The 26,252-nt window shown below is 36.5% G+C and carries 18 protein-coding genes; 8 read left to right on the top strand and 10 right to left on the bottom strand.

Translation table 11 applies throughout. The features are described 5' to 3' along the window. Positions 1–38: 38 nt before the first annotated feature. From cas1 to QWT87_RS05240, 3 genes are all read right to left on the bottom strand, one after another. Positions 39–932 (bottom strand): type II CRISPR-associated endonuclease Cas1, encoded by an 894-nt coding sequence (cas1, locus tag QWT87_RS05230; RefSeq protein ID WP_302714394.1) that lies wholly within the window; start codon positions 930–932, stop codon positions 39–41. A gap of 12 nt (positions 933–944) precedes the next feature. Beyond that, on the bottom strand, positions 945–5,138 hold the full coding sequence (cas9, locus tag QWT87_RS05235; protein ID WP_302714638.1) for a type II CRISPR RNA-guided endonuclease Cas9: 4,194 nt from the start codon (positions 5,136–5,138) through the stop codon (positions 945–947). A 694-nt stretch (positions 5,139–5,832) separates the two neighbouring features. After that, a complete protein-coding gene (locus QWT87_RS05240; RefSeq protein ID WP_302714396.1) occupies positions 5,833–6,510 on the bottom strand; it encodes a YceI family protein in 678 nt (225 codons plus the stop codon). 631 nt (positions 6,511–7,141) lie between these two features. On the opposite strand from QWT87_RS05240, the gene QWT87_RS05245 reads away from it, so the two are divergent. Beyond that, positions 7,142–9,265 (top strand): Tex family protein, encoded by a 2,124-nt coding sequence (locus QWT87_RS05245; protein ID WP_302714398.1) that lies wholly within the window; start codon positions 7,142–7,144, stop codon positions 9,263–9,265. A 171-nt stretch (positions 9,266–9,436) separates the two neighbouring features. Continuing rightward, on the top strand, positions 9,437–10,018 hold the full coding sequence (locus QWT87_RS05250) for an RDD family protein (RefSeq protein WP_302714400.1): 582 nt from the start codon (positions 9,437–9,439) through the stop codon (positions 10,016–10,018). 411 nt (positions 10,019–10,429) lie between these two features. On the opposite strand, the gene QWT87_RS05255 is transcribed toward QWT87_RS05250, so the two are convergent. Beyond that, a complete protein-coding gene (locus QWT87_RS05255) occupies positions 10,430–11,995 on the bottom strand; it encodes a M20/M25/M40 family metallo-hydrolase (protein WP_302714402.1) in 1,566 nt (521 codons plus the stop codon). Positions 11,996–12,231: 236 nt separating this feature from the next. Next, positions 12,232–12,408, bottom strand: a complete 177-nt coding sequence (locus QWT87_RS05260; protein WP_076394683.1) for a histone H1 — start codon at positions 12,406–12,408, stop codon at positions 12,232–12,234. A gap of 331 nt (positions 12,409–12,739) precedes the next feature. On the opposite strand from QWT87_RS05260, the gene QWT87_RS05265 reads away from it, so the two are divergent. Further along, positions 12,740–14,275 carry a peroxidase, FMP-type gene (locus QWT87_RS05265; RefSeq protein ID WP_302714408.1) on the top strand — a complete coding sequence of 512 codons (1,536 nt, stop codon included), beginning with the start codon at positions 12,740–12,742 and terminating at the stop codon, positions 14,273–14,275. A 318-nt stretch (positions 14,276–14,593) separates the two neighbouring features. On the opposite strand, the gene pgl is transcribed toward QWT87_RS05265, so the two are convergent. From pgl to ribA, 5 genes are all read right to left on the bottom strand, one after another. Then, a complete protein-coding gene (pgl, locus tag QWT87_RS05270) occupies positions 14,594–15,304 on the bottom strand; it encodes a 6-phosphogluconolactonase (protein ID WP_302714410.1) in 711 nt (236 codons plus the stop codon). Positions 15,305–15,328: 24 nt separating this feature from the next. Next, entirely contained in the window at positions 15,329–16,810 is a 1,482-nt protein-coding gene (gene zwf, locus QWT87_RS05275; protein WP_302714413.1) for a glucose-6-phosphate dehydrogenase, read from the bottom strand. 9 nt (positions 16,811–16,819) lie between these two features. Next, positions 16,820–18,238: an NADP-dependent phosphogluconate dehydrogenase gene (gene gndA / locus QWT87_RS05280; protein ID WP_076394671.1), complete on the bottom strand. Its 1,419-nt coding sequence runs from the start codon at positions 18,236–18,238 to the stop codon at positions 16,820–16,822. Between the two features lie 218 nt (positions 18,239–18,456). After that, entirely contained in the window at positions 18,457–19,893 is a 1,437-nt protein-coding gene (locus tag QWT87_RS05285) for an SDR family oxidoreductase (protein WP_302714416.1), read from the bottom strand. Positions 19,894–19,941: 48 nt separating this feature from the next. Then, positions 19,942–20,532 carry a GTP cyclohydrolase II gene (gene ribA / locus QWT87_RS05290; protein ID WP_302714418.1) on the bottom strand — a complete coding sequence of 197 codons (591 nt, stop codon included), beginning with the start codon at positions 20,530–20,532 and terminating at the stop codon, positions 19,942–19,944. A 97-nt stretch (positions 20,533–20,629) separates the two neighbouring features. On the opposite strand from ribA, the gene QWT87_RS05295 reads away from it, so the two are divergent. The 5 genes from QWT87_RS05295 (at position 20,630) to QWT87_RS05315 (ending at position 26,234) form a co-directional block, all read left to right on the top strand. Beyond that, a complete protein-coding gene (locus QWT87_RS05295) occupies positions 20,630–21,289 on the top strand; it encodes a TetR family transcriptional regulator C-terminal domain-containing protein (RefSeq protein ID WP_302714420.1) in 660 nt (219 codons plus the stop codon). 447 nt (positions 21,290–21,736) lie between these two features. After that, positions 21,737–23,053 (top strand): ABC1 kinase family protein, encoded by a 1,317-nt coding sequence (locus QWT87_RS05300; protein ID WP_302714422.1) that lies wholly within the window; start codon positions 21,737–21,739, stop codon positions 23,051–23,053. A 312-nt stretch (positions 23,054–23,365) separates the two neighbouring features. Continuing rightward, a complete protein-coding gene (locus QWT87_RS05305; protein WP_082423549.1) occupies positions 23,366–23,521 on the top strand; it encodes a DUF2256 domain-containing protein in 156 nt (51 codons plus the stop codon). Beyond that, positions 23,473–24,771, top strand: coding sequence for a DASH family cryptochrome (locus tag QWT87_RS05310; protein WP_302714425.1), 1,299 nt, complete (start codon positions 23,473–23,475; stop codon positions 24,769–24,771). The genes QWT87_RS05305 and QWT87_RS05310 overlap by 49 nt, the downstream gene beginning before the upstream one ends. After that, positions 24,756–26,234 carry a cryptochrome/photolyase family protein gene (locus QWT87_RS05315; RefSeq protein WP_302714427.1) on the top strand — a complete coding sequence of 493 codons (1,479 nt, stop codon included), beginning with the start codon at positions 24,756–24,758 and terminating at the stop codon, positions 26,232–26,234. Before QWT87_RS05310 ends, QWT87_RS05315 begins: the two co-directional genes overlap by 16 nt. Positions 26,235–26,252: the final 18 nt, after the last annotated feature.

The raw sequence follows: 26,252 nt of genomic DNA on the forward strand, positions 1-26,252 counted from the left end.
AGGATAAACTACAGGCGGATAAAGCTGCCATAAAAAAATTACATCAATTCCGGATAAGAAATCAGCCGCTTTTCTCCTGTGTAGCATTTGTAAAGCGATGATGTGGTCATTTTTACAGCAACCAGCAACGGTCTTGTTTTGTCATCAATATGCACATCTTTGGTCGCAATCTGGAGAATATGCGCTTTAAATTCTTTCGTCAGTTCTTCGGTATCCGGATGAATTTTCAGCCATTGCATCACAAGCAGATCAACAAACGGACGATAAGGTTCCATTAAATCATCGGCAAGGCAATACGGATTGTATTTATTTTTATGAAAAATGCCGAGAACAGGCAACAGTCCGGTTTCTACAATGGCTCTTGCCACAATGCTTCTAAGCACGGCATATCCAAAATTAAAAAACTGATTGGGTGAATCTCCAAAACGCTGTCTCAAAAAGTCCAGACTGATGAGGTATTTCCAGTAATGCTGCGCCGCAATCCCTTCCATATTCGTTATATCGCCGGATTTTACGTTTCTCTGATATTCAATCATCGGTTCGTAGTAATTCCCCAGTTTCATCAGTACATTTTTCTGGTTTTCGATCTTACATTCTACTGTCTGTTTCCAAAGCTGTTTTTTCAGCGGTTCACTGGCTTCCAACTGATCTTTTACGCGATCGGAATGCTCGGTATGCCCATACAGCGGAAGCATTATTCCGTGCGGTAAATGATGGGAATCACAACTCACCACCACGACATTATTTCCCATCATTTTCTGAATCAGATGGTGCGAAATGGTAATCTGATAATGATCCAGCATCAATAACCCCAAATCTTCCACAGGAACACTCCCCTTTTCCGTTTTGGTTTCCGGACAGAGAATTTTTAATTGCTCGTCTTTGAGTTTAAGATAAGCAGGATTGCCGATGTAGATGGAGCGGGTGATCATACTATAAATGTTTTAATATTCTCCTATTTGAACTATCTTACCTAAATGATTAAGCCTTACTTTTACAATAGATCTCAAATTATTAGAGCTTTGAATTACTTTATATGACGTACCTCTTAACACAGAATTTACATCTACACTTGTTTCTAAATGATGTCTAAACCAAAATCCAGAAAGCAATGATCCGAACTTCTGCACTCTAAAAAGATTTTTAGAAATCAAACTCAGGTTTTTATCATCAAACAAATCAACTTCTTTCGGATCAAAATCTTCTGAAGGAAATAAAAACATTTCATTCTGTTTCATTGTAAATAAGAATTTCCAACCTAACTCAGAATTATATTCTTTGTCAATAATTGGTAAATTTTGATTTACTCTTTCAACAGCTTCATAAAAACTCACAACTTTCTCCTGTAGGTTTCCATTTTCATCTTCATAAATTGCAACGTGATGATTATTTCCTGTACTCACGAAATCAACAGCTATCCTTTGACCATTTTTATCTAAAATTTCTCTTCCTAAATGATCTTTTTTATAATGTAAAGCTTCGGCATTATTAATTCCCGTAATAGTAACGGTCTTTATTGAAATTCCCTTTGATTTGTTAAGCCAGATCGGATTCTTTTCCAAATCTGAAAAGGCTTCTTTAGAGTTTCCGTTAAATTCTTTTAATCTTTCAGTTAGAATATCACGAACTCCTTTATCAATAACTTTTTCAATATTTTTGAAATCTTTAAAATTATCTGGATTAACAACTTTTCTGATGGTATAACCCGTTTCATACCAAGCTAAAGTTACGGTTTCAGGTAATTGCTCCGTTTTTTCAGCATTAAGAAATATTGGATTTTTAGAAATAACATTTTTTCCGGTGAATGCTTTTTTAGAATCTCCGCCAAACTCCTGCAATCTTTTTAACAGAGCATTTCTGTATTTTTCATTTTGAACTTTCTGAATCGTTTCTAAATCAGATTTCCCAGATATTTTTTCTTCTTTTGTTTTAAGAAATTTCGAACTTCCGTAAATTGTTTCTTTATGAAGTTGTCCTCTCGGAGTAAGTTCTGTTTTTGTAATTATACTTCCTTTTTTCTTAATTTTATTGATATTTTTGGTAACTACTTTATTTTTAGTTTTATGGGAAATCAAGACTTCTTCCAATTGTTTTTTTGCTTCAGTACGGAAATTTTTAATCGGTAATTTGAATCTTCTTTCTTTTGATCCGTTTTTCTTTTCTACAATTTCTGTAATTAAACTTTCAATAGCAAAAATATTTTGATGTTCTTTGTGTTTTTCGTTACCTCTTGCATTCAAATAATTCAGATATTGGATGTGACTGTGGGTGGTAAAAGCAACCGTTAAAGCATCCATTGCGTGATGGCGATGGTCATTTCTCTTCGTCCAATCAATGATTCTTTCTTTTTCCTCTCCTTTGGAATTTGCAATTAATTCCGTTAAACCTAATTTTCTGTACTTTTCGATATTAAGTTCTTTCATTGTGTTGACAAGATTCCAGTCTTCCCGAAGTTTATCGGTAATTCTTCCCGAAGTGGAAACCACAGAATTAGTAATTCCGAAAAGAATTTCTTTTGCTTTTTTAGCGATATATTGTGTATTTCTTAAATCTCTTTCAATGAATCCCTCTCCTATTTCAGAACCTTTTTTTTGTAGCTTTTCATATTTCGCTTTGGTTATAATACTTTTATCATAAAGATCTTTTATGACATTAAGAAATTTCTCTAATTTTTCCTTTCCTTCATTCTCAAGATAGTCGAAAGCCGTAAAATTTCCTTTTTTAAGATTAGCACTTCTCGGAACTAAAACTTTATTGGAAAAACTGTCATCAAAAAATCGAGATTGAGGAATGATGTGGTCAATATCGTATTTATCTGTAAATAAATTTTCTCTTTCAATTTTTACATCTGTATACAGATCTTTAAAGCCGTTATTTGCCAGTTCCAAGTATAATTTATAGCGAATAATATCATTTCTTGAAGGACTTTTTATGCCAAATTCTCTTTGCAAAACTTCTGCATATTTCTGATGCTGTATAGTCGCTTTGTTAATTTCAGAAGTCATCTTAGCGCGTTCTTCCGCATTAAGTTTGAGTTCTCGCGCCAATTCAATTCTTACTTCATCTGGTTTTCCGTATTCTTTGATTATTTCATTGACCAGATTGATCATTTGATTCAAAATCTTTTCAACGACTGGATTTCGTAAAGAATTTTTAGGAAGAATATCTAATTGTTCTTTCAAAATCCGGTTCTCCAATTGCTCCTTGGTCAAAGAATTTTTAGAATGATTGTAACCTGCATAATTACATGCTACGCTGTATTTATGTTCTTTAATGTAAGGATAAATCTTTCGCATTGCCTTAGAGCTCAAACTTCCATAATCCTGAGAAAAACTAATTTCAGCTAATATTTTGGAATGTTCTTTTTTGAAACCAAATTTCCTCTCCAATAATTCATACAATTTTTCGTTTCCGGAAGGAGAATCATCGCCTTCATAGGAATATAATAAATGCCATAGCTGATAAGAAGCCTGTTTTTCAAAATTACTTCCTTCCAACTCCGGATTAAAATCCAGAATAGATGTATCGATTCCTAATTCTGAAAGCTTTTCTCTGACAAATAATTTTATGACTTCTGCCGAAGCATTTATTTTAGAAACTTTAATTTCGTCATCAATGGTTAATTTAAATTCTTTTGGAAATTCTATCCCTTCACTCGCAATAATCTTTAAAAAAGCAGTATATAAATTTTCATTAGTATAATTTCCTTCAATATCTTTGAAATTAGTTTTCCATTCTTTTCCTGAATATCCAACAAGATCTAAAACATCTTTTGCAGAAAGCTTTCCTTTGATATTCACCTCATCAAAAATAGATTGCTTGAAATCTAAATCTACTGGGAATATTTCCTTTGTATCTAAATTTTGAAATTGTAAATTATTCAGAACCTGCCAGATTTTAAATTCCTGAAACAAAGGAGATGATTTTGGAGCAACTTTTAGCCCAACGGTTTTCTTTTTTGTTTTTCCATTTTCTGTAATTTCAATTTCCCTGTTTTCAAACTCACAGATACTGATTAATCCTTTCTGAGATTTGAGTTTCCTTTGATAGAAAATGATAATATCCCGAATTTCTTCCTTTAATTCTTTCGTTAATTCTTTATAATGTTTTGATTGAGTTTCCCATATCTTCTCAAATTCATCTAAGTAATCCTGTCTGTAGAAAACCTGATTTTTAAGCTTTGTATGAGGGTTTTCTTTCAACTGCTGAAATAAATACTCTCCAACTGTTTGATTATGAAAATAAAGCTCTTTACTTCGATCACTAATCGCACCTAAATAACCGCTAGAATTATTCAGATTGCTGTTAATTTCCTGAAATACAACAGCCAGACTTTCAAAATCCAATTGCTTTTTTACCGCTTCGCTTCTCCAAAAGTATTTTTCAACTTTCTTCTCCTGCATTGTTCCGGTTTGCTTGATTCCAACGAGAGAAAATGGCTCTTTCAGAATTGCCCAAGTTGCATTTTTATTTTTGCCTTGTAATTCTTTATAAAGGTCATCGGTTAAAATTTCTGAATAATATTGTTTCTGAAAATCCCATACTTTATTAAATTCAGCCTGTAAATCTGAACGGTAAAAATCTGGCAACTGTTTTTTCCCCTGCTGTAAAAGTTGATATGAATATTCTCCAGGTGTTAAATTTTCTTCATACAATTTTTTGGCAACAGCCATTCCGTCTACAATCTGTCCTTCATCTTCATTTTTAGCTTTGCGGCTGCTTTTATACCCTCTTTTTTTATTGATAAGAAGCAAAACTCTAGCAAATTCTGAAAGTTCTATTTTTTCTTTTGCTGCTTTCGCTCTTAATTCATGAGTTTGGAATGTTGAATTTTCACCAACTTCGGCAAGTAAGTCAGATTCTTTAAGAATATTATTTTTCTTTAAAACATCAATAAGATTGGCTCTTCTTAACTTAAATCTCTGAAGATTCCTTCTTGCACTTCTGGCTAAAGTTCTTCCCGCATTAGTTGTAATTGGTTTTCCTTTTTCAAAATTTAGTTGTTCATCAACAGTTAATGGATTTACACGAACTCCCAATTTGATAATTTTACTGTTTTCTAAATTTTCAGAATCCTCCTGAACGTAAGCCCAGCCAATTGATGAAACTCCTAAGTCCAGTCCGAGTATATTTTTAATCATAAGTATCAGTTTTTTGAAGTAAATAAAAATAGTAAGAAAAAAAATATTAAAAATGAGGTTTTCCGTAAACCATTCAAAGAAATTTTCTTTTATATTTGTACCAATAATTTTGAAAGCAATTCACAATAAGGATTATTCCGTTGTGAAAACATTTAAGGCGGGGTAACTCGCCTTCTTTATTTTATAACAAATCGTACAATTTTAGTATATTTGCAAAACAATTAGGCAGCTAAAAAAACTGCCCAATTGAAATATTTTTATTTACGCTTTTTGCAATAAAAACAGAAAGGCTTAGATAGATGAACTATCTTTTTGCTTCGCCAATGTCTAAATGAACGAAAGCAAATAAGGTTTTTTAATTCCATTTCAATAAATTAAAAAATTAAACATTTAATTCTAAGTTACAATCCTTTGATGCGCCAACATCGAGGGATTTTTCGTTTTATCCATCTCCAAATTATGGAGGTTATCATTCTTAATAATTTAAAAGCAAGTCACAACCGATTCAATCAGCCTAATGAAGTAAGTTATTGAATCATTGGAATTACAAATATATAAAAAAATTAAATACATACAACATAAGGCTATTGAATCGGAAATTATAAAAAAGCAACAGTTATAAAATAAACTATATTATAAAAAAAGCCGCCTCAAAAAAGGCAGCTTTACAAGTCTGAAATATCTAACAATATTATTTTTTAGCTATTACGTCTACAGCGATTTCGATGTCTTTGCTGATCATCCATTCTGCAGGATCCGCTTCGGAAGTTCCGAATTTAATTCCCCAGTCTGCTCTGTTCACCGTGAATTTAGCCTGGATTGCCGCTGAATTTTCCGTTACATCCACTTTTGCAGGGAATGTTACATTCATTGTTTTTCCGGATAAAGTAAGGTTTCCGCTTACTGTTTTGTTAGCTCCTGCTACTGCATCTTTTGGAGCATCTTTAAGATCTGCTACGCTTGTAATTTTGAAATCAGCCGTCGGATTTTTTGCCGTGTCGAAGAAATCAGGGTTTTTAAGGTGCGCTTCAAGGTCTGCCGGTTTTTTATCTTTTTCCGTTACAGAAGCCGGATCTACTTTAATAGAGTTCATATCGATTACAAAGTTTCCTGCCGTTACGCCTCCGTTTTCAATGCTCAAATCTCCCGATTTTACCATTAAAGTTCCCCAACGCGGAGCCATTCCCCCTTTGTGGAATGCTTTCCAGTTTACCACAGAACCTACCGTATCTACAGGCAAAACTTCTCCTTTGCTTTCTGCTACTTTCTGCTCAGTAGAAGTCGCTGCATTTTCAGCCGATTTTTCTTTGTTACAAGACGCTGCAAGCAATCCTACTGCAACCAATGCAATAACACTTAGTTTTTTCATATTATTTAAATTGTTTAAAGTTTATTCTGAATTCTAAATTCCGGAACCAAAAATAGAAAACATCCCACACTTTTATCTTATCATACATCAAGAAATCAAATTTCAGGGTTTCCATTACTGACCTTTCCGCTAAAATAAGAATTATTAAATGTACATGATACATTTAAAATCTTTGTATCAGGTTTAAATTTATTTTTACCATTAAGGAATTAAGACTTTTTAGCTAAAAAACTAAATAAAAATAAACTTATTAATTACAATTAACTGAACTAACTGAAATTCTTAGTGTTAAAATTAAGAAAAGCTATAAAAACTTTTATTTAGCAATATTAAATGAGCTCTTAAAGTAAAGTTGTTTAAAGTAAAATGGCAGAAAACTCTATAGAGTTTTATCTGTGTAGACCCCATATTCGCAAGGCGTTCTGCGTTCCGTAGGAACGCTATCTTTAGAAAATTTATCATATTTAAGATATCAATCCTATGGATTGATTGATGGATTTATTCTTATTTCCACACAGATTCTGCTCCTAAAGGAGCAAACTCTTTTACTTTAAACAACTTCATAATGTAGTTAAATTTAAAATGTGTTTACAAAATACATTTTGATTATTTTAGCCGTTTAAAATTTACAATGAACACAACACAATACATACAGCAATCCCTCAACATATCCGAAAAAAGCATCAATGCCACTTTAGAACTATTGGCGGAAGACTGCACCATCCCTTTCATTTCCCGCTACCGAAAGGATAAAACCGGAAACCTTGACGAAACACAGATTGAACAGATTTCGAAACTCAGTAAACAGTTTGAAGAAATTGCAAAAAGAAAAGAATCGATCTTAAAATCGATTGAAGAACAAAATGCCTTAACACCGGAACTGAAACAGAGAATTGAAGAAAGTTTTGATATTCAGGAAATTGAAGATCTTTATCTGCCTTTCAAAAAAAGAAAGAAAACCAAAGCCGATGCCGCGAAAGAAAAAGGGCTGGAACCTTTAGCGAAAATGATTATGAGCCAGAAAGTTCAGGATCTGCAGTTTTTGGCTTCAAAATACCTGAACGATCAGGTTGCCTCCGAAGAAGAAGCTTTGCAGGGCGCACGAGACATCATGGCAGAATGGATCAACGAAAATATGTATGTGAGAAAAAATCTCCGCCGATTATTTCAGCGAAAAGCAATGGTTACTTCAAAAGTAGTGAAAGCCAAAAAAGATGAAGAAGAAGCCCAGAAATTCTCGCAGTATTTCGAATGGGAGGAAAACCTCAACAGAACACCTTCTCACCGCCTTTTAGCCATGTTAAGAGCCGAATCCGAAGGTTTTGTGAAAACCAATGTCGGAATTGATAAAGAGGAAGCGATTGAATTTATTGAAAAAGCGATCATTAAATCCAACAACGAAACATCGGAACAGATTTCACTGGCAATCAAAGACAGCTACAAAAGATTACTGGAACCCGCAATCTCCAATGAAACCTTACAGGAAGCGAAAGAAAAAGCTGATAAAAAAGCCATCGAGATTTTCTCTGAAAACCTCACGCAGCTTCTTCTCGCGCCGCCTTTGGGAGAAAAAAGGATTCTGGCAATTGATCCGGGTTACAGAAGCGGCTGCAAAGTAGTATGTTTAGACGAAAAAGGCGATCTGCTCCACAACGAGACCATTTATCCGCACGCTCCGCAAAATGAAAGCGGAATGGCAATGAAAAAAATCCGCTCTATGGTGAATGCCTATAACATTGAAGCCATTTCCATCGGAAACGGAACCGCAAGCCGCGAAACCGAGTTTTTCATCAAGAAAATTGCATTCGACAAACCTTTACAGGTTTTCGTTGTTTCAGAAGCCGGAGCTTCGGTGTACTCTGCAAGTAAAATTGCGCGTGAAGAATTTCCAAGCTATGACGTGACGGTTCGAGGATCGGTTTCTATCGGAAGAAGACTGGCGGATCCGTTGGCAGAACTGGTAAAAATAGATCCGAAATCCATCGGAGTCGGACAATATCAGCATGACGTAGATCAGACTCAGTTAAAAAATGAACTGGATTCTACGGTGATGAAATGTGTAAATTCTGTAGGAATCAATCTCAATACAGCGAGTAAATCTTTATTAAGCTATGTTTCGGGAATCGGCGAGAAAATGGCAGAAAATATAGTGAACTACCGTACAGAAAACGGAGCTTTTGAAGATAGAAAACAACTTAAAAAAGTTCCGAGACTGGGAGAAAAAGCTTTTCAGCAGGCAGCCGCATTTGTAAGAATCCATAATGCCAAAAATCCGCTGGATAATTCTGCCGTACATCCCGAAGCCTACGGAATTGTTGAAAAAATGGCAAAAGATTTAGGCATAAAAACCAATGAGCTGATCGCCAATAAAGAAAAAATTGCAGTGATAAAACCCGAAAACTACATCACAGGAGACATCGGAATTTTAGGAATCAAAGACATTTTAAAAGAGCTGGAAAAACCGGGACTGGACCCAAGAAAAGCGGCTAAAGTTTTTGAATTTGACCCGAATGTAAAAAGCATCAAAGATTTAAAAGCAGGAATGATTCTGCCCGGAATCGTCAATAACATCACTGCCTTTGGCTGTTTTGTAGATCTGGGAATCAAGGAAAGCGGATTGGTTCATATTTCCCAGTTAAAAGACGGCTTTGTTTCTGATGTGAATGAAGTGGTAAAACTGCATCAGCACGTTCAGGTAAGAGTAACGGAGATTGATGAAGCGAGAAAAAGAATTCAGCTGAGTATGGTTTTGTAAGAATGATTAAGGTTTTAAATTCAAGTCTGTTTAGATGGTTATTTTATTTACGAAATTGTCATTTTGAGCGAAACGAAGTGGAGTCGAAAAATCTAAAATAACTGAATTTTAAATGATTTTGCCTTTATCATTACTAATAAAATTCTGTTCAGCATAACACAAAAGGTTTAAATGGAAACACATGGTAAGATGAAAATTTCAGAGCTTAAAGAAAATAAGACAACAAGAAGGGCAACCCGAAATTTTGATTCGGAAGGAAGACGCATCTATGAATTTTTTGAATATGAAATCTCTTATGATACTACCTACGAAAAGAACCGCAGGGACAGATTCTGTTCCAAAATTATAGACATGATTCCCTTTACCCTGCTTTTTGTTTTCATATTGCATAAACCTCTGATTGTCGCTGTGATTCTTTCAATTCCGTGTGCAATTGTTTTAGGATCAGTAACAGAACATTTTTTCGGGTGTACTCTTGGCAAAAAGATTTTTAAAATAAAAGTGATTGATGATTACGGTAACTATCCCAATATTCTGAAATCATTTGCAAGAAATTTACTTTGTCTGGCAAATCTTTTCTTTTTTTGGATCAATTATGAACATCCCGAAAATGAATCATCAAACAAATCCATGCGGATGGATTTTCATATGCATTTCAACAACGAGATCTGTAAAACCTACATTGTAAAAGAAATAAAAATGGAAGAGATCAGAAAGGTTCTTCATAACCGGTTTTCTCTAAATAAAAAGTGACTCATGAATTGAGTCGCTTTTTTTATTATAAAAATTTTGATTGTCCGTTTATTAACCTAAAGCTTCGACAGGCTCAGCTTGACATCGCTAGAAATCAAGCATTTAGCATTAGAGGTGTCACACTGAGCTTGTCGAAGTGCCTGTTATAAATAATTGATTTTCATATCAGTGCATAGTAATAGGTTGTTTAACGGATATTCAATTAAAAATTTAAAGTAAAAAAGTTTTGCTCCTTTAGGAGCAGAATCTGTGTAGAAATAAGAATAAGTCTATCAATCCTACGGATTGATATCTGTAATTCTCAATAAATTTTCTAAAGATAGCGTTCCTACGGAACGCTGAATGCCTTGCGAATATGTTTTCTACACAGATAAAACTCTATAGAGTTTTCTAACTTTTACTTCAACTTTATTAATAATCTTTAGAATCTCTTACCGCTTTTCTCACTTCCGGCCATTTAGTAATCTGTCCTTTATCGTCCAGAGGCATTGCTCTTTTTTCCCGGTTCGAAAATTCGGGATCTTCTGAAGCCATATACGCTAAAGTTGCCGTTAGAATCACATTGCTTTTCACCTCATCAAAAATGATTTTGTCGTACGTATCTTTTGTCGTATGCCATGTGTAGCCAAAATATCCCCAGTTTAAAGAACCCAATCCGAATGACGGAACTCCCGCTGCCACGAAAGAAGCATGATCAGAACCTCCTCCACCCGGAGTTCCCGGAAAGTCTGTTTTAATCTGGCTTTTAATATTTTTAGGAACCGCATTCAGCCATTTCCCAAGATAATCGTAAGCATGTACAAAACCCTGTCCGCCGATGTTTACTACTCTACCCGTCCCGTTGTCCTGATTGAAAACCGCCTGAACTCCCTTTACAATCTCCGGATGATCTGCTACAAAACTTCTCGATCCGTTCAGTCCCTGCTCTTCACTTCCCCAAAGTCCGACAATAATCGTCCTTTTGTTATCAGGATAATATTTCTTAAGAATTCTCATCGCTTCCAGCATGGTTAAAACTCCCGTTCCGTTGTCTGTAGCACCTTGCGCGCCGTCCCACGAATCCAGATGCGCAGAAAGAATGACGTACTCATCAGGTTTTTCTTTTCCTTTAATCATTCCGATGGTATTGAACGATTTGGCTTCGGGAAGGATCTTTGATTTCAACTCCATCCTGATCTTGGGTTTTGCGCCGTTTTCTGCCATTCTGTACAACATTCCGTAATCTTCAAGCTCAATATCGAACATGGGAATATTCTTCGTTTTTGCCTCAAAAATTCTGTTGGCTCCCATAATTCCTGTCCAGTTGGAAATCGCAATTCCTGCCGCTCCTGCTTTTTCCAGAGCTTCGGGAAGCGTTTCGTTATTATAGCCAATGCTTTTTATATAATTCTGATACTCTTTTGAAGCCTGTTCTTTCTCTTTTTTAAGCTTTTCATACAGTTCAGGCGTGGCAAATTCTTTAATCTGATCGTCGGAACGACCGATTTTCTGGTATTGTGCGATCAAAACAACCTTTCCTTTGACGGAAGAAATCCATCGGTCAAACTCAGCTTTGGAAGAAACTTTCGGGAGAATAACAACTTCTGCTTCCACTGCTTTTTTGGTTGCCGGACTCCATGCTAACTGGGTTGCCGATAAACTTTTCATCCGCGGAAACATCATATCCACATGAGTAATCCCTCTTTGCCATCCTTTCCATGTTCCAAACTGTTGCAGACTGGCTTCAATATCCCATGATTTCAGTTTATTTGCCGTCCATTCATTGGCGGCAAGCATTTCCGGAGTTCCGATCAGACGCGGACCTATTCCGTCCAAAAGTTCATATGCCATCGTTTCAAGCTGGGAACTATTGTTTACCTCATTCACGAAATTCTGAACAACGGGATTAAGTTTTTCCTGAGGAACGGCATTCTGAGCCAAAGAAAATTGAGTCATTGCCATCATAACAGGCAACGTAAGAAATCTGTTTATCTTCATATTAATCATTGATTCGTTAAAGATAAAGAGATTCTGGAAAATGGGAAAATGCAGAAAGGATTTGGTGATGGTGAATTGTTGCTGTGAATGGTGAAAAAGTCAATGGTGAATGTGAGATTCGTTTTTGATTTACAATCCACAAATCAAGACTGTATGAAAGTGATGATTTTAAAAACTGAATTTCTTATTTAAAATTCAAATAAAAAAAACCGACTGAAAGCCGGTTTTGGGAACAACTATTTTTTTGATTCTTCAACAGAAACTTTTCTGAATTCCTTGAAAAGCTTGCTTAGTTCCAAAGCTGCTTTACGAGCTCTTGTTCCGGCTGCCTTGTTTCCTTTTTCTGCTTGTTGGTTTGCTTCAGTTGTGAAAGCTTCAAATTCTGCGTTGATTTTTTCAATTAGTTCTTTCATTATTTTTAAAATTTAGGCTGCAAATATAGCTTTTATGGTGATTCCAGCCTAATAGTGATGAAAAAATTTCCAAGAATTCACAAATAATTTCAATTTTACTACAAAATGCCTGAGATTACTGTAAAATGTAGGGATGTAAAAGATATCAGGGATTGCAAAAGCAAGTTATGATCAACCAATATAATTAAGTAAAACTACTGAGTTTTTTGTTTCTTTAACTCATTAATTTTGGATGCATAAACTGATGATTCCGAAAAGATTCAGAACTCTATTTTGAAGTTTGAATCATTTTCCGAATCAAAAAACTAACCATTACAAAAACGAAATTACCATGCTGAAAAGACAAAAAGAAAGTATTGAGCAGGAAAACCTGTTTCTGAGAACATCCGCAGACAGTTCTCAGGGTCTTCTGGAAAACCTTATGAAAGGGTATTCCAAACTCACGATTGATGATCCGCTGATTCCTTTCAGAGAAAAAAATCTGAACCAGATTGTAGATAATGTAGACTATGGAATTTTAAAGGCTCTGGACGGAACCTGGGTGAGCTACAACGCCGATTACAATAAAAATATCGACAGAACAATGAACGGAAGCGGCGTTCATACCACGATTATGCCTTCACCGGGAACCAATTCGGGAACAATTCCGGGAAAGTTCAGCTTCGAATGTGAAGAATACATTGAAAAACTGGTTTTTTCTCTTGTTCCGGGAGGTGTGCGCAATCGTGGCGGGGCAAATGAGCTTTTCTGCGGGGCTATAAAGTACGAGCAAAGCATTAAAAGTGTAAATACCCAAAAAGATAATCCGGATTTGCTGTACACGCCTATTCATGAAGAAAACGGGATGTATCTCTGGCTGAGTGATGTCTACAATCACGCAGCTACAAAGGAATCTATAGAAAGAGACCGCGGAATTCATGCTTTTGATGAGGAAGATTACAAAAACTACGGGTACAAAGGCGAATACAGAAACGAGCCTTTGGTTCAGGTGAAAGATGAAAACGGAAATCCTCAGTATATTCTGATGAGTGAACTGAAGGAAGGACAGGAATATTATGAGATCATTCCGGCAAAAGAACTGAAACCGGGAGCGGGTAATCGCGGACCGTATTTTATTCCGGATTATTCTATTTCACGAAGCGGAGTGATTCCTCACGGAAGCACGATTACTTTACTGGGCGACATCGTGCCATCCCAATCCAATTATCTTGTTCAGGGAGCTCCGCAGTTTCCGGAAGGCGATAAGGCATGGAATTACGATTTTCTATCTGTTTCGCCAACGATGGGAGGAGCAGGAGCGAGTGAAACGCATCCTATCAATCTGGATGAGCCCGCTCCGGCTTGGGTTCACGAAACGCTGAATGACCAAAATGATCCGGGAGAAAATAAAATTTATACGCAGAGAATTCTTGCACACGATCTTTATCCTTATTCGGTAAGACCGGATCTGAGATTAAGAGATACGCTCAGCGGACAGGAAGTTAAGAATTATGTTTTTCTTCAGATGTCTTCCAAAAACAAAACCGGCGCACAAGGCGGGATCTTAAATGTTCCTTTCGTAAACCGTTTTGTTCCGACAGTAGAGGTAAATTTCAGAATGTGGATCGAAACGGTGGTGGAAAACGGAAGAGAGATTCTTCAGCTTCAGTATGAGCAGATTATTCTTTTCGAATTCCATTTCGGAGATGATGGCGGAACGACAAGCTGGCCGCATATTCAGGTGAATACGCTTCGAAAACTGGAGGATATCCCTGAAGAGCAGAGAAAAATTATAGAAGAGCAGTTTTTTGAAGGAACAAAAACTCCGGAAAATATATCCTTAAATACTCCGGCTGCGACATCAGGCTGTCCGTATCACAAAGGATAAGTAAATATTTATACTATGGTTTTAAAGAAAGCAGCGACGGCACAAGTGCCGTCGCTGCTTAATATATGCAATACCTATTTAAACAATTATTAATTTAACGATAAAATTAAACATCAATTCTTTATTGAAAATCTTTGATTTTCTTGCGCCTTAAAGATTTGAGACTAATAGAAATCTTGCGTCTTTGCATTTTCCAACAAGAATATTTTTGTTTTAAAAAACTTTAAAAAATCTTTATTAACTTTAACTACAGCAGCTCAATCTTTTGTCCTTTTTTGTGGTTCAGATAAAAAGTTTAAAAAAGTTTAAATTTAATGATTATCCTTTTGCTTTTTCGTCTGTGAAAAGTTCTACACAATCTCTTTTTTCAATGAGCTGCATCGGATACTGTTCGGGATTGTAAACCCCGTTCAAAACTTCATTCAGAGCGTGTTTTTTGCTTTCTCCAAAGGTGACGATTAAAATATTTTCAGCGTTATTGATGACTGGAGCTGTAAGGGTAATTCTGAACATTTCCTGAGGTTTCAGATAATACGCATCGACCCACTTTTCCTTTTCCCAAAGCACTTTTTCTCCCGGAAACAGTGATGCTGTATGTCCGTCGTCTCCCATTCCCAAAAGAATAAAATCAAAACGTCCGTCATTTCCCAAAACGTTTCTGATCTGATTTTCATATTCCGCAGCAAATTCTTCCGCAGAAACTCCGTCTTTATACATTGGGAAAATGTGATCTTTATGTACGGAAACATGATCGAGAAGTGTATCGAATGTCATTTTAGCATTGCTTTTCTCGTCATTCAGCGGAACCCATCTTTCGTCTACCCAGAAAAAAAAGACTTTGCTCCACTCTATTTTATCTGCATATTTCCCGGAAGCCAACAGCTTAAAGATAGCTTTCGGAGAAGAACCTCCACTTAGCGCCACCACAAAACGTTCGTGATACTGAATAGACTTTTCAGCCAAATCTACAAAACGGTCTGCTGCTTTTTTATATAATGTATCTAAATCGTTAAATACGGTAATCTTCATTTTTACTTTTTTCTTTATTAAATTTTAAACCCAGTGATGTCCCTGTCTTTCTACCAAAGCAGTGCTTTCTTCAGGACCCCAACTTCCGGCTTCATAATTCGGGAAAGAGCTGTCTTTTTCATTTGCCCACGCTTCCTGAATGGTTTTCACCACATCCCATGCTTCTTCCACCTGATCGGAACGCATAAACAGGGTTAAATCTCCTAAAAGAGCATCCAGCAATAAGGTTTCGTACGCTTCCGGAGTGTCTTCCTGACAGGCAAAATTATCAAAAATCATTTCTACAGGTTTTAAAACCAGAGAAAGTCCCGGTTTTTTTGCCATAAACTGGAGTCTGATATCCATTAAAGGCTGAATATTGATAATCAGTCGATTGGCAGACAATTGTTGCGAGCTTTCTGAAAACGTAGAATGCGGAAGCGGCTTAAACTGAATGGTGATGTAAGAATGTTTTTCTTTCATCTTTTTCCCTGTCCTTACGTAAAACGGAACATCCTGCCATCTTTCATTATCGAGATAAAACTTTACGGCGGCAAAAGTTTCTGTGTTGGAATCCGGCGCAATCCCTTCTTCCTGCCTGTAACCTTTCGCTTTTTCGCCATTTAACTTTCCTTTTCCGTACTGTCCTCTTACGGCATAATGGTCTACTTTTTCCGCAGGAATTCTTCGGATAGATTTCAGGACATCTACTTTACGATCCCTGATCTCTCCGGATTCCAGTGAAGCAGGCGGTTCCATTGCAACCATACAGAGAATCTGCAAAAGATGATTCTGAACCATATCTCTGAGCGCACCGGTCTGCTCGTAGAAGCTTCCTCTGGTTTCCACTCCTACTTCTTCGGCTACCGTAATTTGTATAGATTCGATATGTTTATTATCCCATAAAGGTTCAAAAATAGAGTTTCCAAATCTGAAGGCAAGAATATTCTGTACGGTTTCTTTTCCCAGATAATGATCGATTCTATAGATCTGCTCTTCTTCAAAAGCATCTGCCAAAAGGCTGTTCAGTTCAATCGCAGACTGTTTATCGTGTCCGAAAGGTTTTTCGATGATAATGCGGTCTTTTTTAGGATCTGAAGCAAGCGATGCATTTTTGATATGATTGGAAATGGTAGCGACAAAATTAGGACCTATTGAAAGGTAAAAAAGTCTGTTCCCTCTTGTTCCGTAGACTTTGTCAAAACTTTCCAGTTTCTGATTAAGATTTTTATAGGAACTCTCTTCATCAAGCTGATGCTGTACATAGGTAATATGTGCCTGAAAACCCGCCCAGTCTTCCGAAGTTACTTTTTTTCTGGAAAAGCTGTTCAGGTTTTCTCTGATGTAATTTTTAAAATATTCGTCGGAATTATCTGCTCTTCCCAAAGCGATGATGTTAAAGCCTTTCGGCATTCTTCCATCTATATACAGGTTGTAAAATGCAGGAAAAAGTTTTCTTTTTGCTAAATCTCCTGTTGCGCCAAAAATGATAATTGTGGTGGGCTGCAAAACTTTATTTTCGCTCATTTCTGAATTTTAATGATTAAAACTTTCCCAGTTGGTGTGAAAAACTCCCTCTCTGTCGGTTCTCTGGTAGGTATGCGCTCCGAAATAGTCTCTCTGTGCCTGAATCAGATTCACCGGAAGAGATTCCGTAGTATAGGCATCGAAATATCCTAAAGCCGTCTGAAGTCCTAAGCTTGAAATACCGTTTGAAACTGCAAAAGCTGCTGTTTTTCTCAATGAAGAAACCTTTTCTTTAACGATAGCTGCGATATTTTCATCAAGCAGAATATTGGAAAGCTGAGGATTTTTTGTGTAGGCAGTATAGAATTTCTCCAATAAAACAGAACGGATAATGCATCCTCCTCTCCAGATCTTTACTACATCTTTCAGAGGAATTTCAAACTGATATTCTTCAGAAGCTTTTACCAGTAAAGCCAGACCTTGTGCATAGCTGATTAGTGTAGATAAATACAGAGCTTCTCCCACTTCTTTAATGAAAATTTCTTTGTTCTCAGGAGTTACAACCTCACTGTGAGAATATAGTTGCGACGCTTTTATTCTTTCGTCTTTATAAGCTGATAAAATTCTGGACGTTACCGCAATATCAATCGTCGGAATTGAAACGCCGATTTCCATTGCCTGTTCGGAAGTCCATTTTCCGGTTCCTTTTGCACCTGCTTTATCTAAAATCTGATCAACAAGATAACCATCGGTTAAAGAATCTTTCTGCTGGAAAATGTCTCTTGTAATTTCGATCAGGAAAGAATTCATCTCTCCGTTATTCCATTCTTTAAACACTTCATAAAGCTCATCATTTGTAAGCTTTGCTCCTTTTCTCAGCAAATCATACGCTTCGCTAATGAGCTGCATAATGGCATATTCAATCCCGTTGTGAACCATTTTCACATAATTTCCGGCAGAACCTTTTCCCATGTAAGCGGTACACGCATCACCATCTACTTTTGCAGCAATGGCTTCCAGCATCGGCTGTAAAAGTCCGAATGCTTCCTGATCTCCGCCCGGCATAATGCTTGGTCCCGTTCTCGCTCCTTTTTCGCCTCCGGAAACTCCCATTCCCATAAAATGAAGCTTTTGGGAAGCCAGATCTGCCACACGTCGGTCGGTATCTTTGAAATAAGAATTTCCGGCATCTATTACGATATCTCCTTCGCTCAGAATCGGTTTAAGATTTTCTAATACCGCATCTACCGGTTTTCCGGCAGGAACCATCAGAATAATTTTTCGCGGTGTTTCCAACTGCGATACAAAATCTTCCAGAGAAGGTATTCCTTTGATATTCATATTGGAAGTTTTCTGTTCTTCCAAATCTTTTATTTTTTCATGATCAAGATCAAATCCTGCAATAGAAAATCCGTGATCGGCGATGTTGTACAGGAGATTTCTCCCCATAACTCCCAGTCCGATCATACCATAACTGTATTTTTCCATTATGATGATGTATTAGTAAATGTTTAAACGTTTAAAGCTTTAAAATTAAGCATTATGAAAGTGATATAGAAATAAGATTAATAAAAATTTTCTATCTGATGTTTAAGGCAATATTTAAAATTTGCTTAAAAATATAATCCTCAATTGTTTACTACAGAAATGTCATACAAAAACTGGCAACACGTTTATGTGCTGCCAATTCTTAAAAAATAATCGGATCAAGAAATTTTTCCTGCCAGTCTTCTTACCATTCCTTTAAAAATAATTCCGTGAAACGGCAAAACAGAATACCAATAGAGTCTTCCCGTTAATCCATGAGGTCGGAAAACCGCTTTTTGCCAGAGTTTTCCTTTATACACTTTAAACATTAACCACGCTTCTCCGGGAAGCTTCATTTCTGCGAAAAGAATCAGTTTTCCTTCTTCTTTGTTGGCATACAGAACACGCCAGAAATCCAGCGCATCACCTTCGTGAAGTTTATCGGGATGCGTTCTTCCGCGTCTTAGTCCCGGTCCGCCAACAAGCAGATCCATAAATCCGCGGATCTTCCAGAGACTTTGACCGTACCATCCGTTTGCACCGCCCAAAGAAAAAACTCTGTGGAGACATTTTTCACGGTCATCATATTCTTCAGTTCTTAAATCTACAAAACAGCCGTATTTCGGGACATCGAGATAATCTTTCAGACTGGAATCGCTTCTGCTGCTGATAAAGCTGTCTTTCCAGCTTGAAGCAATTTCATTGTCCTGAATTTTAGCCAAAGTTCTTCTTAACGCCGTATCATAAGAAAAAGGCTGAACTCCGGTAATCTGTTTAATTTCCGCAAGGCTTTCCGGTCTGCAGATGACTTCAATCTTCATACTTCCGACCAAAGCAGAAGCTAAATTATAGGATGTTGAAGTAATAAAATACAGCCAGTACGAAGACAATTTCGGAGTCATTACGGGAACGGTAAAAATTTTTCTTTTCAGTCCTCTGATTTTAGCAAATTCCAAAAGCATTTCTTTGTAGGTCAAAACATTATCGCATCCGATATCAAAATTTTTATGATACGCCTGTTCTTTAAATAAAGTAAAAATCAGAAAATCCAGAACATTGGCAATTCCAATCGGCTGACATTTTGTGTGAAGCCATTTCGGAGCCACCATCACCGGTAATTTTTCTACCAGATCTCTGATGATTTCGAACGATGCACTTCCTGAACCAATGATGATTCCAGCCCTTAAAACCGTTGCCGGAACTTTACATTTCATCAGGATTTTTTCAACTTCAAATCTTGAACTCAGATGTTGTGATAATTCTTTTTCATTTGCCAGACCCGAAAGATAAATGATGTGTTTACAATCGGTTTTTTCAATATAATTTGAAAAATTAACGGCGCATTGTCTTTCAATTTCTGCATAATCGTTGCTGTTGCTCATCGAATGCATCAGGTAATACGCTCCGGAAATATCCTTTGGAATATTTTCCAATGTTTCAGGTTTCAGAAAATCCACTTCCACTACTTCAATCTGGGCATCATCAATATCCACACTTTTAGAAAAACGATTTTTGTCTCTGCAGCAGCAGATTACCTGATAACCTTGTGCAGCGATTACGTTTATCATTCGTTTCCCGATATATCCGGTAGCGCCGGTAAGCAGAATTTTTTTCATAAGATTGGTTTTGGTGACTGGAATTTGTTTCTCAGCGTAATGAGAAAATTATACCTTTTCTAAGAGATGTCCAAAATAATCTTTCTTTTTTGAAAGATAACTTTCATTCACTTCGTTAGATTCTATTTCCAAAGAAACTCTGTTATTGAGAATAATTCCGCTGTTTTCCAGAGATTTAAGCTTATCCGGATTATTGGTCAGCAAATTAATTTCTTTCACATTCAGAATCTTAAGCATTTCCACCGCTACATCAAAATTTCTTCCGTCTGCGGGCAAACCCAGCTTTAAATTGGCTTCCACCGTATCAAAACCTTTTTCCTGAAGTGCATATGCTCTTAACTTATTAATGATTCCGATATTGCGCCCTTCCTGTCGAAGATAGATAATCATTCCGCCGTTTTCCGACATATATTTCATTGCAGCGTCTAATTGCTGTCCGCATTCACATTTTTTAGAATGAAAAATCTCGCCTGTAATACATTCCGAGTGAAAACGCACGTTTACCGTTTTGCTGAAATCTGTGTTTTCTGCTACCCAAACCAAGTGCGGATTCCAGTCTTCTTCGTGTTCTGAGAATGCATAAACAGTAAACATCCCAAAATCTGTAGGTATATTCGATTGTGCCTGTATTGTCAACATAATTCAAAAATTAAATGGTTTATATAGTACAAATTTATACTTTATTTTAATTAAATGTAAATTTATTTACTAAATTTGTCAATAAATAAATTCTATTATGCAAGAACAAGCCAATATCACGCAGGAAAAAATATTTGAATTATACGGAGATTATCTTTTGAATCACGGAGAAAAACCGAAAAATGTTTACCTTTTTGCGAAAGAAAACAATTTTGAGGAGAAAGAATTTTACCACTATTTCTCAGGATTCGAGCAAATCGAAAGAGAAATATTGAATCATCTTTTCACGAAATCTCTGGAACTCGCTTCGGAAGTAAATTCCTCGAGCGAAGTGACAACCAAAGAAAAACTCCTGAATGTGTATTACATTTTCTTTGAAAATATGACGATGAACCGTTCTCTGGTATTATCAATTTTGGGAAGTAATAAAATTCAGAATATCAAAACGCTCCAGAATCTTAGGGAAACGCACAAACAATTTGTCAACACGCTCGATTTCAACGAATGGGAAATGATTGAAAAAGCGAAAGAAGACATCCGAAAATTCAACGAAAAATCGAGACAGGAAGCACTTTGGCTGCATTTGATTTCTGCCATTGATTTCTGGAAAAAAGACACTTCTCCGGATTTTGAAAAAACGGATATTTTCATCGAAAAAACCATCGATACGGGTTTTGAACTGATGGACAACGAGCCATTGAGAAAAGTTTTCGACCTTGGAAAGTTTCTTTGGAAGGAAAAATTTAAAATGAGTTGATGAATGGCGATTGGCAATTGGTTTTTGGTTTCGAATAAGCTAATATTTATTTGGGCAGCTATTTCCGCTCGAAGTTTATCCTGAGTCTGTCGAAGGATTCCCGCTTTTTTGTGCCAATGCTTTTCCTAGTCTTACAAAAAGAGCTCCACTCAGGTCGGGCTGCGAGATTCGCCGATTCAAGAAGTAAAGATAAAAGAATGAGGTAATTCGGCTGCGAAAATGAATGAAAATAATCTAGAGAATAGTGCGCTCCGTAGGTGCGGAATCTGTGTAGAAATTATGAATAATCGTCTTGAAGAGAACTCCGAAGGAGTTTAATCTTAAAGTGGAAAAAAAGAGATTGCACTCCTACGGAGTGCCTTAAAATGGAAAATAAATTCTTTTTCTACACAGATAAAGCTCCCAAAGGAGCTTTGATTACCAAACAAATAAAAATAAGATTTAAAAATGAAAACATTAGATAAAATTCCAACAGGAAAAATTGAACGGACAAGCAGCCTGCTTAAAGCAGGAGCGAAAGTCGGTGTCAATTACCTGAAATATTACGGAAATAAAATCACGAAAGATGAAGATGAGGCACGTAAAATTCTGAACGAAGACAATGCAGCAGACATTTACGATTCGTTAAAAGAATTGAAAGGTTCTGCTTTGAAAGTTGCCCAAATGCTGAGTATGGAAAAAAATATTCTTCCGGTGGAATATGTGGAGAAATTCTCGCTTTCTCAGTTTTCCGTTCCGCCTTTGTCGGGTGCCTTGGTGAAGAAAACATTCAGAAAATATTTCGGGAAAAATCCGGAAGATATTTTTGATGAATTTTCCGCAGAATCGGTTAATGCCGCGAGTATCGGACAGGTTCATACTGCAAAAAAAGACGGCAAAAAACTGGCTGTGAAAATCCAGTATCCCGGCGTAAGAGAAAGTATTTCGAGCGACCTTAAAATGGTAAAACCGATTGCTATGAAAATGTTCAACATCAAAAAAGAAGGTTCGGAATCTTACTTTCAGGAAGTGGAAGACAAATTGTTTGAAGAAACTGATTATAATCTGGAACTGAAACGAAGTCAGCATTTTGCAGAAGAATGCAGTCATCTTCCGAATGTAAAATTTCCGCATTATTATCCTGAATTTTCGTGTGAGAAAATCATCACAATGGACTGGATGTCCGGAATTCATTTCTCTGAGTTTACCAAAAAACAGAATTCGCAGGAGGATTTGAATAAAATAGGACAGACACTTTGGGATTTTTATATGTATCAGATGCATATTCTGAAAAAAGTTCACGCCGATCCGCATCCGGGAAATTTCCTGATTTCGGAAAACAATGAATTATTGGTTATCGATTTCGGCTGTATCAAGGAAATTCCGGAAGATTTCTACATTCCGTATTTCGAATTGGCAAAAGAAGAAAATCTGAAGAATCCTGAGATTTTCCGTGAGAAATTATTCACGTTGGAAATTCTTCGTGAAGACGATTCACCACAGGAAAAAGAGTTTTTTGCTAAGCTGTTCTATGAATTACTGGAACTGTTTACAAGACCGTTTAATCAGGAAAAATTTGACTTTTCAGATGAGTCGTTCTTTCAGGAAATTGCCGATCTGGGACAAAAATATGCGAAAGCAAGTGATATGAAAGGAATGAATACCAACCGCGGTTCCCGACATTTCATTTACCTGAACCGAACATTTTTCGGATTGTATAATATGATGCACGATCTGAAAGCGAAAGATGTAGCAATTAATAATTTTAAAAATTATTGTAAGTGATATTTAACCGCAAATCGAAGATTCGACGGAGTCAAAAGTCACAAAAGATTTTGATGAATTACAGGTTATTAAAAGAGCTGAAAGGTTTGAAAACGATTTTGTTGGAATAAATGAATCATTAACAGGTCGCTCCTACAGAGCTCCTGCTTACATAAAATGGTTTCCTATTAACAGTCAGCTCCTATCGGAGCGTTATAAAATTCCGTAGGAATGTACTGTTAATAGAAAATAGAAAGCCGTAAAAAGGAAGCTCCTTAGGAGCGACCTGTTAATATTACAATTGTATTTGAATTAAAGTTTAATATAAAAAATATGCCTTCAGGATTACCTTCCAAAATCTGTGAAGTCTGCGGACTGCCCTTCAACTGGCGGAAAAAGTGGAAAAAAAACTGGGACGAAGTAAAATATTGCAGCGAAAGATGCCGAAAAAACAAAAAATCAACATCCTCTGGTTCACCAAAGATTTAAGAACAAGAGATTCAGAATCCTTATACAATGTGATGCAGGAAGAGTTACCTTTTGTTGCGGTGTATGTTTTTGACGCTGAATTTTTTGCTCAAAAACAGTTCGGCTTCAGAAAAATCGGAAAATACCGTGCAAAATTTTTGCTGGAAAGTGTAGAAAATTTAAAGCAAAATTTAGCGAAACAGAAGATTCCTTTTTTAGTTAAATACGGCAAAACGGAAGACGTTTTTAAAGAAATTTCTGAGGAATTTGAAATTGTGAAGATTTTCTGTCAGGAAGAATGGACTAAGGAAGAAGTTGATTTACAAGCTAAAATTGAAAAAATAATTCCAAGCGCCATTTGGGAAAAATCGTATTCACAGTTTTTGGTTCATCCGCTTTTTGTTTTTAAAACTTTGGATAAAATTCCGATGCTTTTTAGCGCTTTCAGACAAAAAATTGAAAAAAATCTGCTGATCCGCCCTGAATTTGAATCGGAAGATTTGATGTACGATAAACCGGAAATTCATTTTAAAAGTGATACCATTTCGTTAAAATCGCTCGGTTTTGAAGATTTTGAAACGGACGAAAGAACTGCTTTTCCCTTTTCGGGCGGAGAAAATGAAGCATTGAAAAGATTGCATCATTATTTCTCGGAAACACAGAATCTGAGTCAGTACAAGCAAACCCGAAACGGTTTGATGGGAACAGATTACAGTTCGAAATTTTCGGCTTGGCTGTCGGATGGAAGCCTTTCTGCGGTAACCATTTACCACGAGATAAAAAAATATGAGGAAGAATTCGGAGCCAACGATTCAACGTATTGGTTGATTTTTGAGCTGCTTTGGAGGGATTTTTTCAGATATGTTTCTTTACAGTATAAAGATTTGATTTTCTGGAAAAGCGGAATTAATCATCAAAAATATTTCGCGGAAAAAAATAAAACATTGATTCAAAAATGGAAGGATGGAGAAACGGATTCCGATTTCGTGAATGCCAATATGCTCGAACTGAAAAATACAGGCTGGATGAGCAATCGCGGTCGTCAAAATGTAGCTTCCTATTTCTGCAAAATTGTGAAACAGGACTGGAGAATTGGAGCGGCTTATTTTGAGGAAATGCTGATTGATTACGATGTTCACAGCAATTATGGCAACTGGATGTATCTCGCCGGAGTCGGAAATGACAACCGTGACCGAACTTTCAACCCTGAAAAACAGGCAGAAATGTATGATTCTAACCAAGAATTCAGAAAATTATGGCTAAAACAGTAAAACATACCGCCCAATTGATTTTTCCGCATCAGCTTTTTGAGGATACGGATTATCTGGATAAAAGTCAGCCTGTATTTTTGATAGAGGAATTTTTGTTTTTTAAGCAGTATTTATTTCATCAACAGAAGATTGCGTTTCACCGTTCGACAATGAAATTTTATGAAAGTGAATTAAAAAAGGCAGGTTTTGAAGTTGAATATGTTGAAAGTTCATCGAAATTCAGCGACATCCGAAATTTAATTCCGAAACTTGAAAAAGAAAATTTTACAACGATAAAAACAACGGATGTTTGCGACAACTGGCTGGAAAAAAGATTAAAGGAAACAAAACTGGAACTCGAAATTTTGGATAGTCCGCTTTTCATCAACAGCAAAGAAGACCTGAAAGATTATTTTGAAGGTAAAAAAGCCTGTCATCAGACTGATTTTTATAAGCAGCAGAGAATTACCCGAAATATCCTGATGAAAGCCGGAAAACCTTTGGGCGGAAAATGGACGTACGACACCGAAAACCGGAAAAAATATCCGAAAAATAAAAAAGCGCCCGCGATTCATTTCCCAAAAAACAATGAATTTTACGAGGAAGCAAAACAATATACCGAAAAGCATTTTGCAAAGAATTACGGAACGCTTACGGATGAACAGCTCTACCCGACTACTTTTAAGGAAGCGGAAAATTGGCTGGAACAGTTTCTTGAAAACCGCTTTCTGGAATTTGGCGTTTACGAGGACAGCATCGTGGAAAAGGAACATTTTCTGCATCACAGTGTGCTTTCTCCATTAATGAACGTCGGACTTTTAACGCCTGAAAATGTGCTGGAAAAAGCGATTTCGTTTGCAAAAGATCACGATATTCCGGTGAATTCTCTGGAAGGTTTTGTCCGCCAGATTTTGGGTTGGAGAGAATTTGTTCGCGGGGTTTATGTTTATCAGGGAACGTATCAGCGGAATAAAAATTACTGGAAACACAAGCAAAAACTTCCGGAATCTTTTTACACCGCGAAAACAGGAATCCGCCCGATTGACAGTTCGCTCCAGAAAATCCTGAAAACCGGCTATGCCCATCACATCGAACGACTGATGATTTTTGCCAACTTTATGAATCTTGCTCAGTTCGATCCTGATGAAGTGTACCAATGGTTTATGGAAATGTTCATCGATTCTTACGATTGGGTGATGGTTCCGAATGTGTATGGGATGAGCAGTTTTTCAGACGGCGGAAAGATGAGCACGAAACCGTACATCAGCGGAAGCAATTATATTAAAAAAATGAGCGATTATCCGGATGGAGAATGGAATGAAAAATGGGATGCTCTGTTTTGGAACTTTATTAATAACCATCAAGATTTTTTTGCACAAAATCCAAGATTGGGAATGATGCTGAGAACACTGGAGAAAATGCCGGAAGAAAAACGAAAACAGCATTTTAAAACGGCGAAGGAATTTATTGAAAATCTGAAATGATATTTTAACCACAAAAGA

The organism is Chryseobacterium urinae (assembly GCF_030518295.1).
Lineage (GTDB): Bacteria > Bacteroidota > Bacteroidia > Flavobacteriales > Weeksellaceae > Chryseobacterium > Chryseobacterium mucoviscidosis.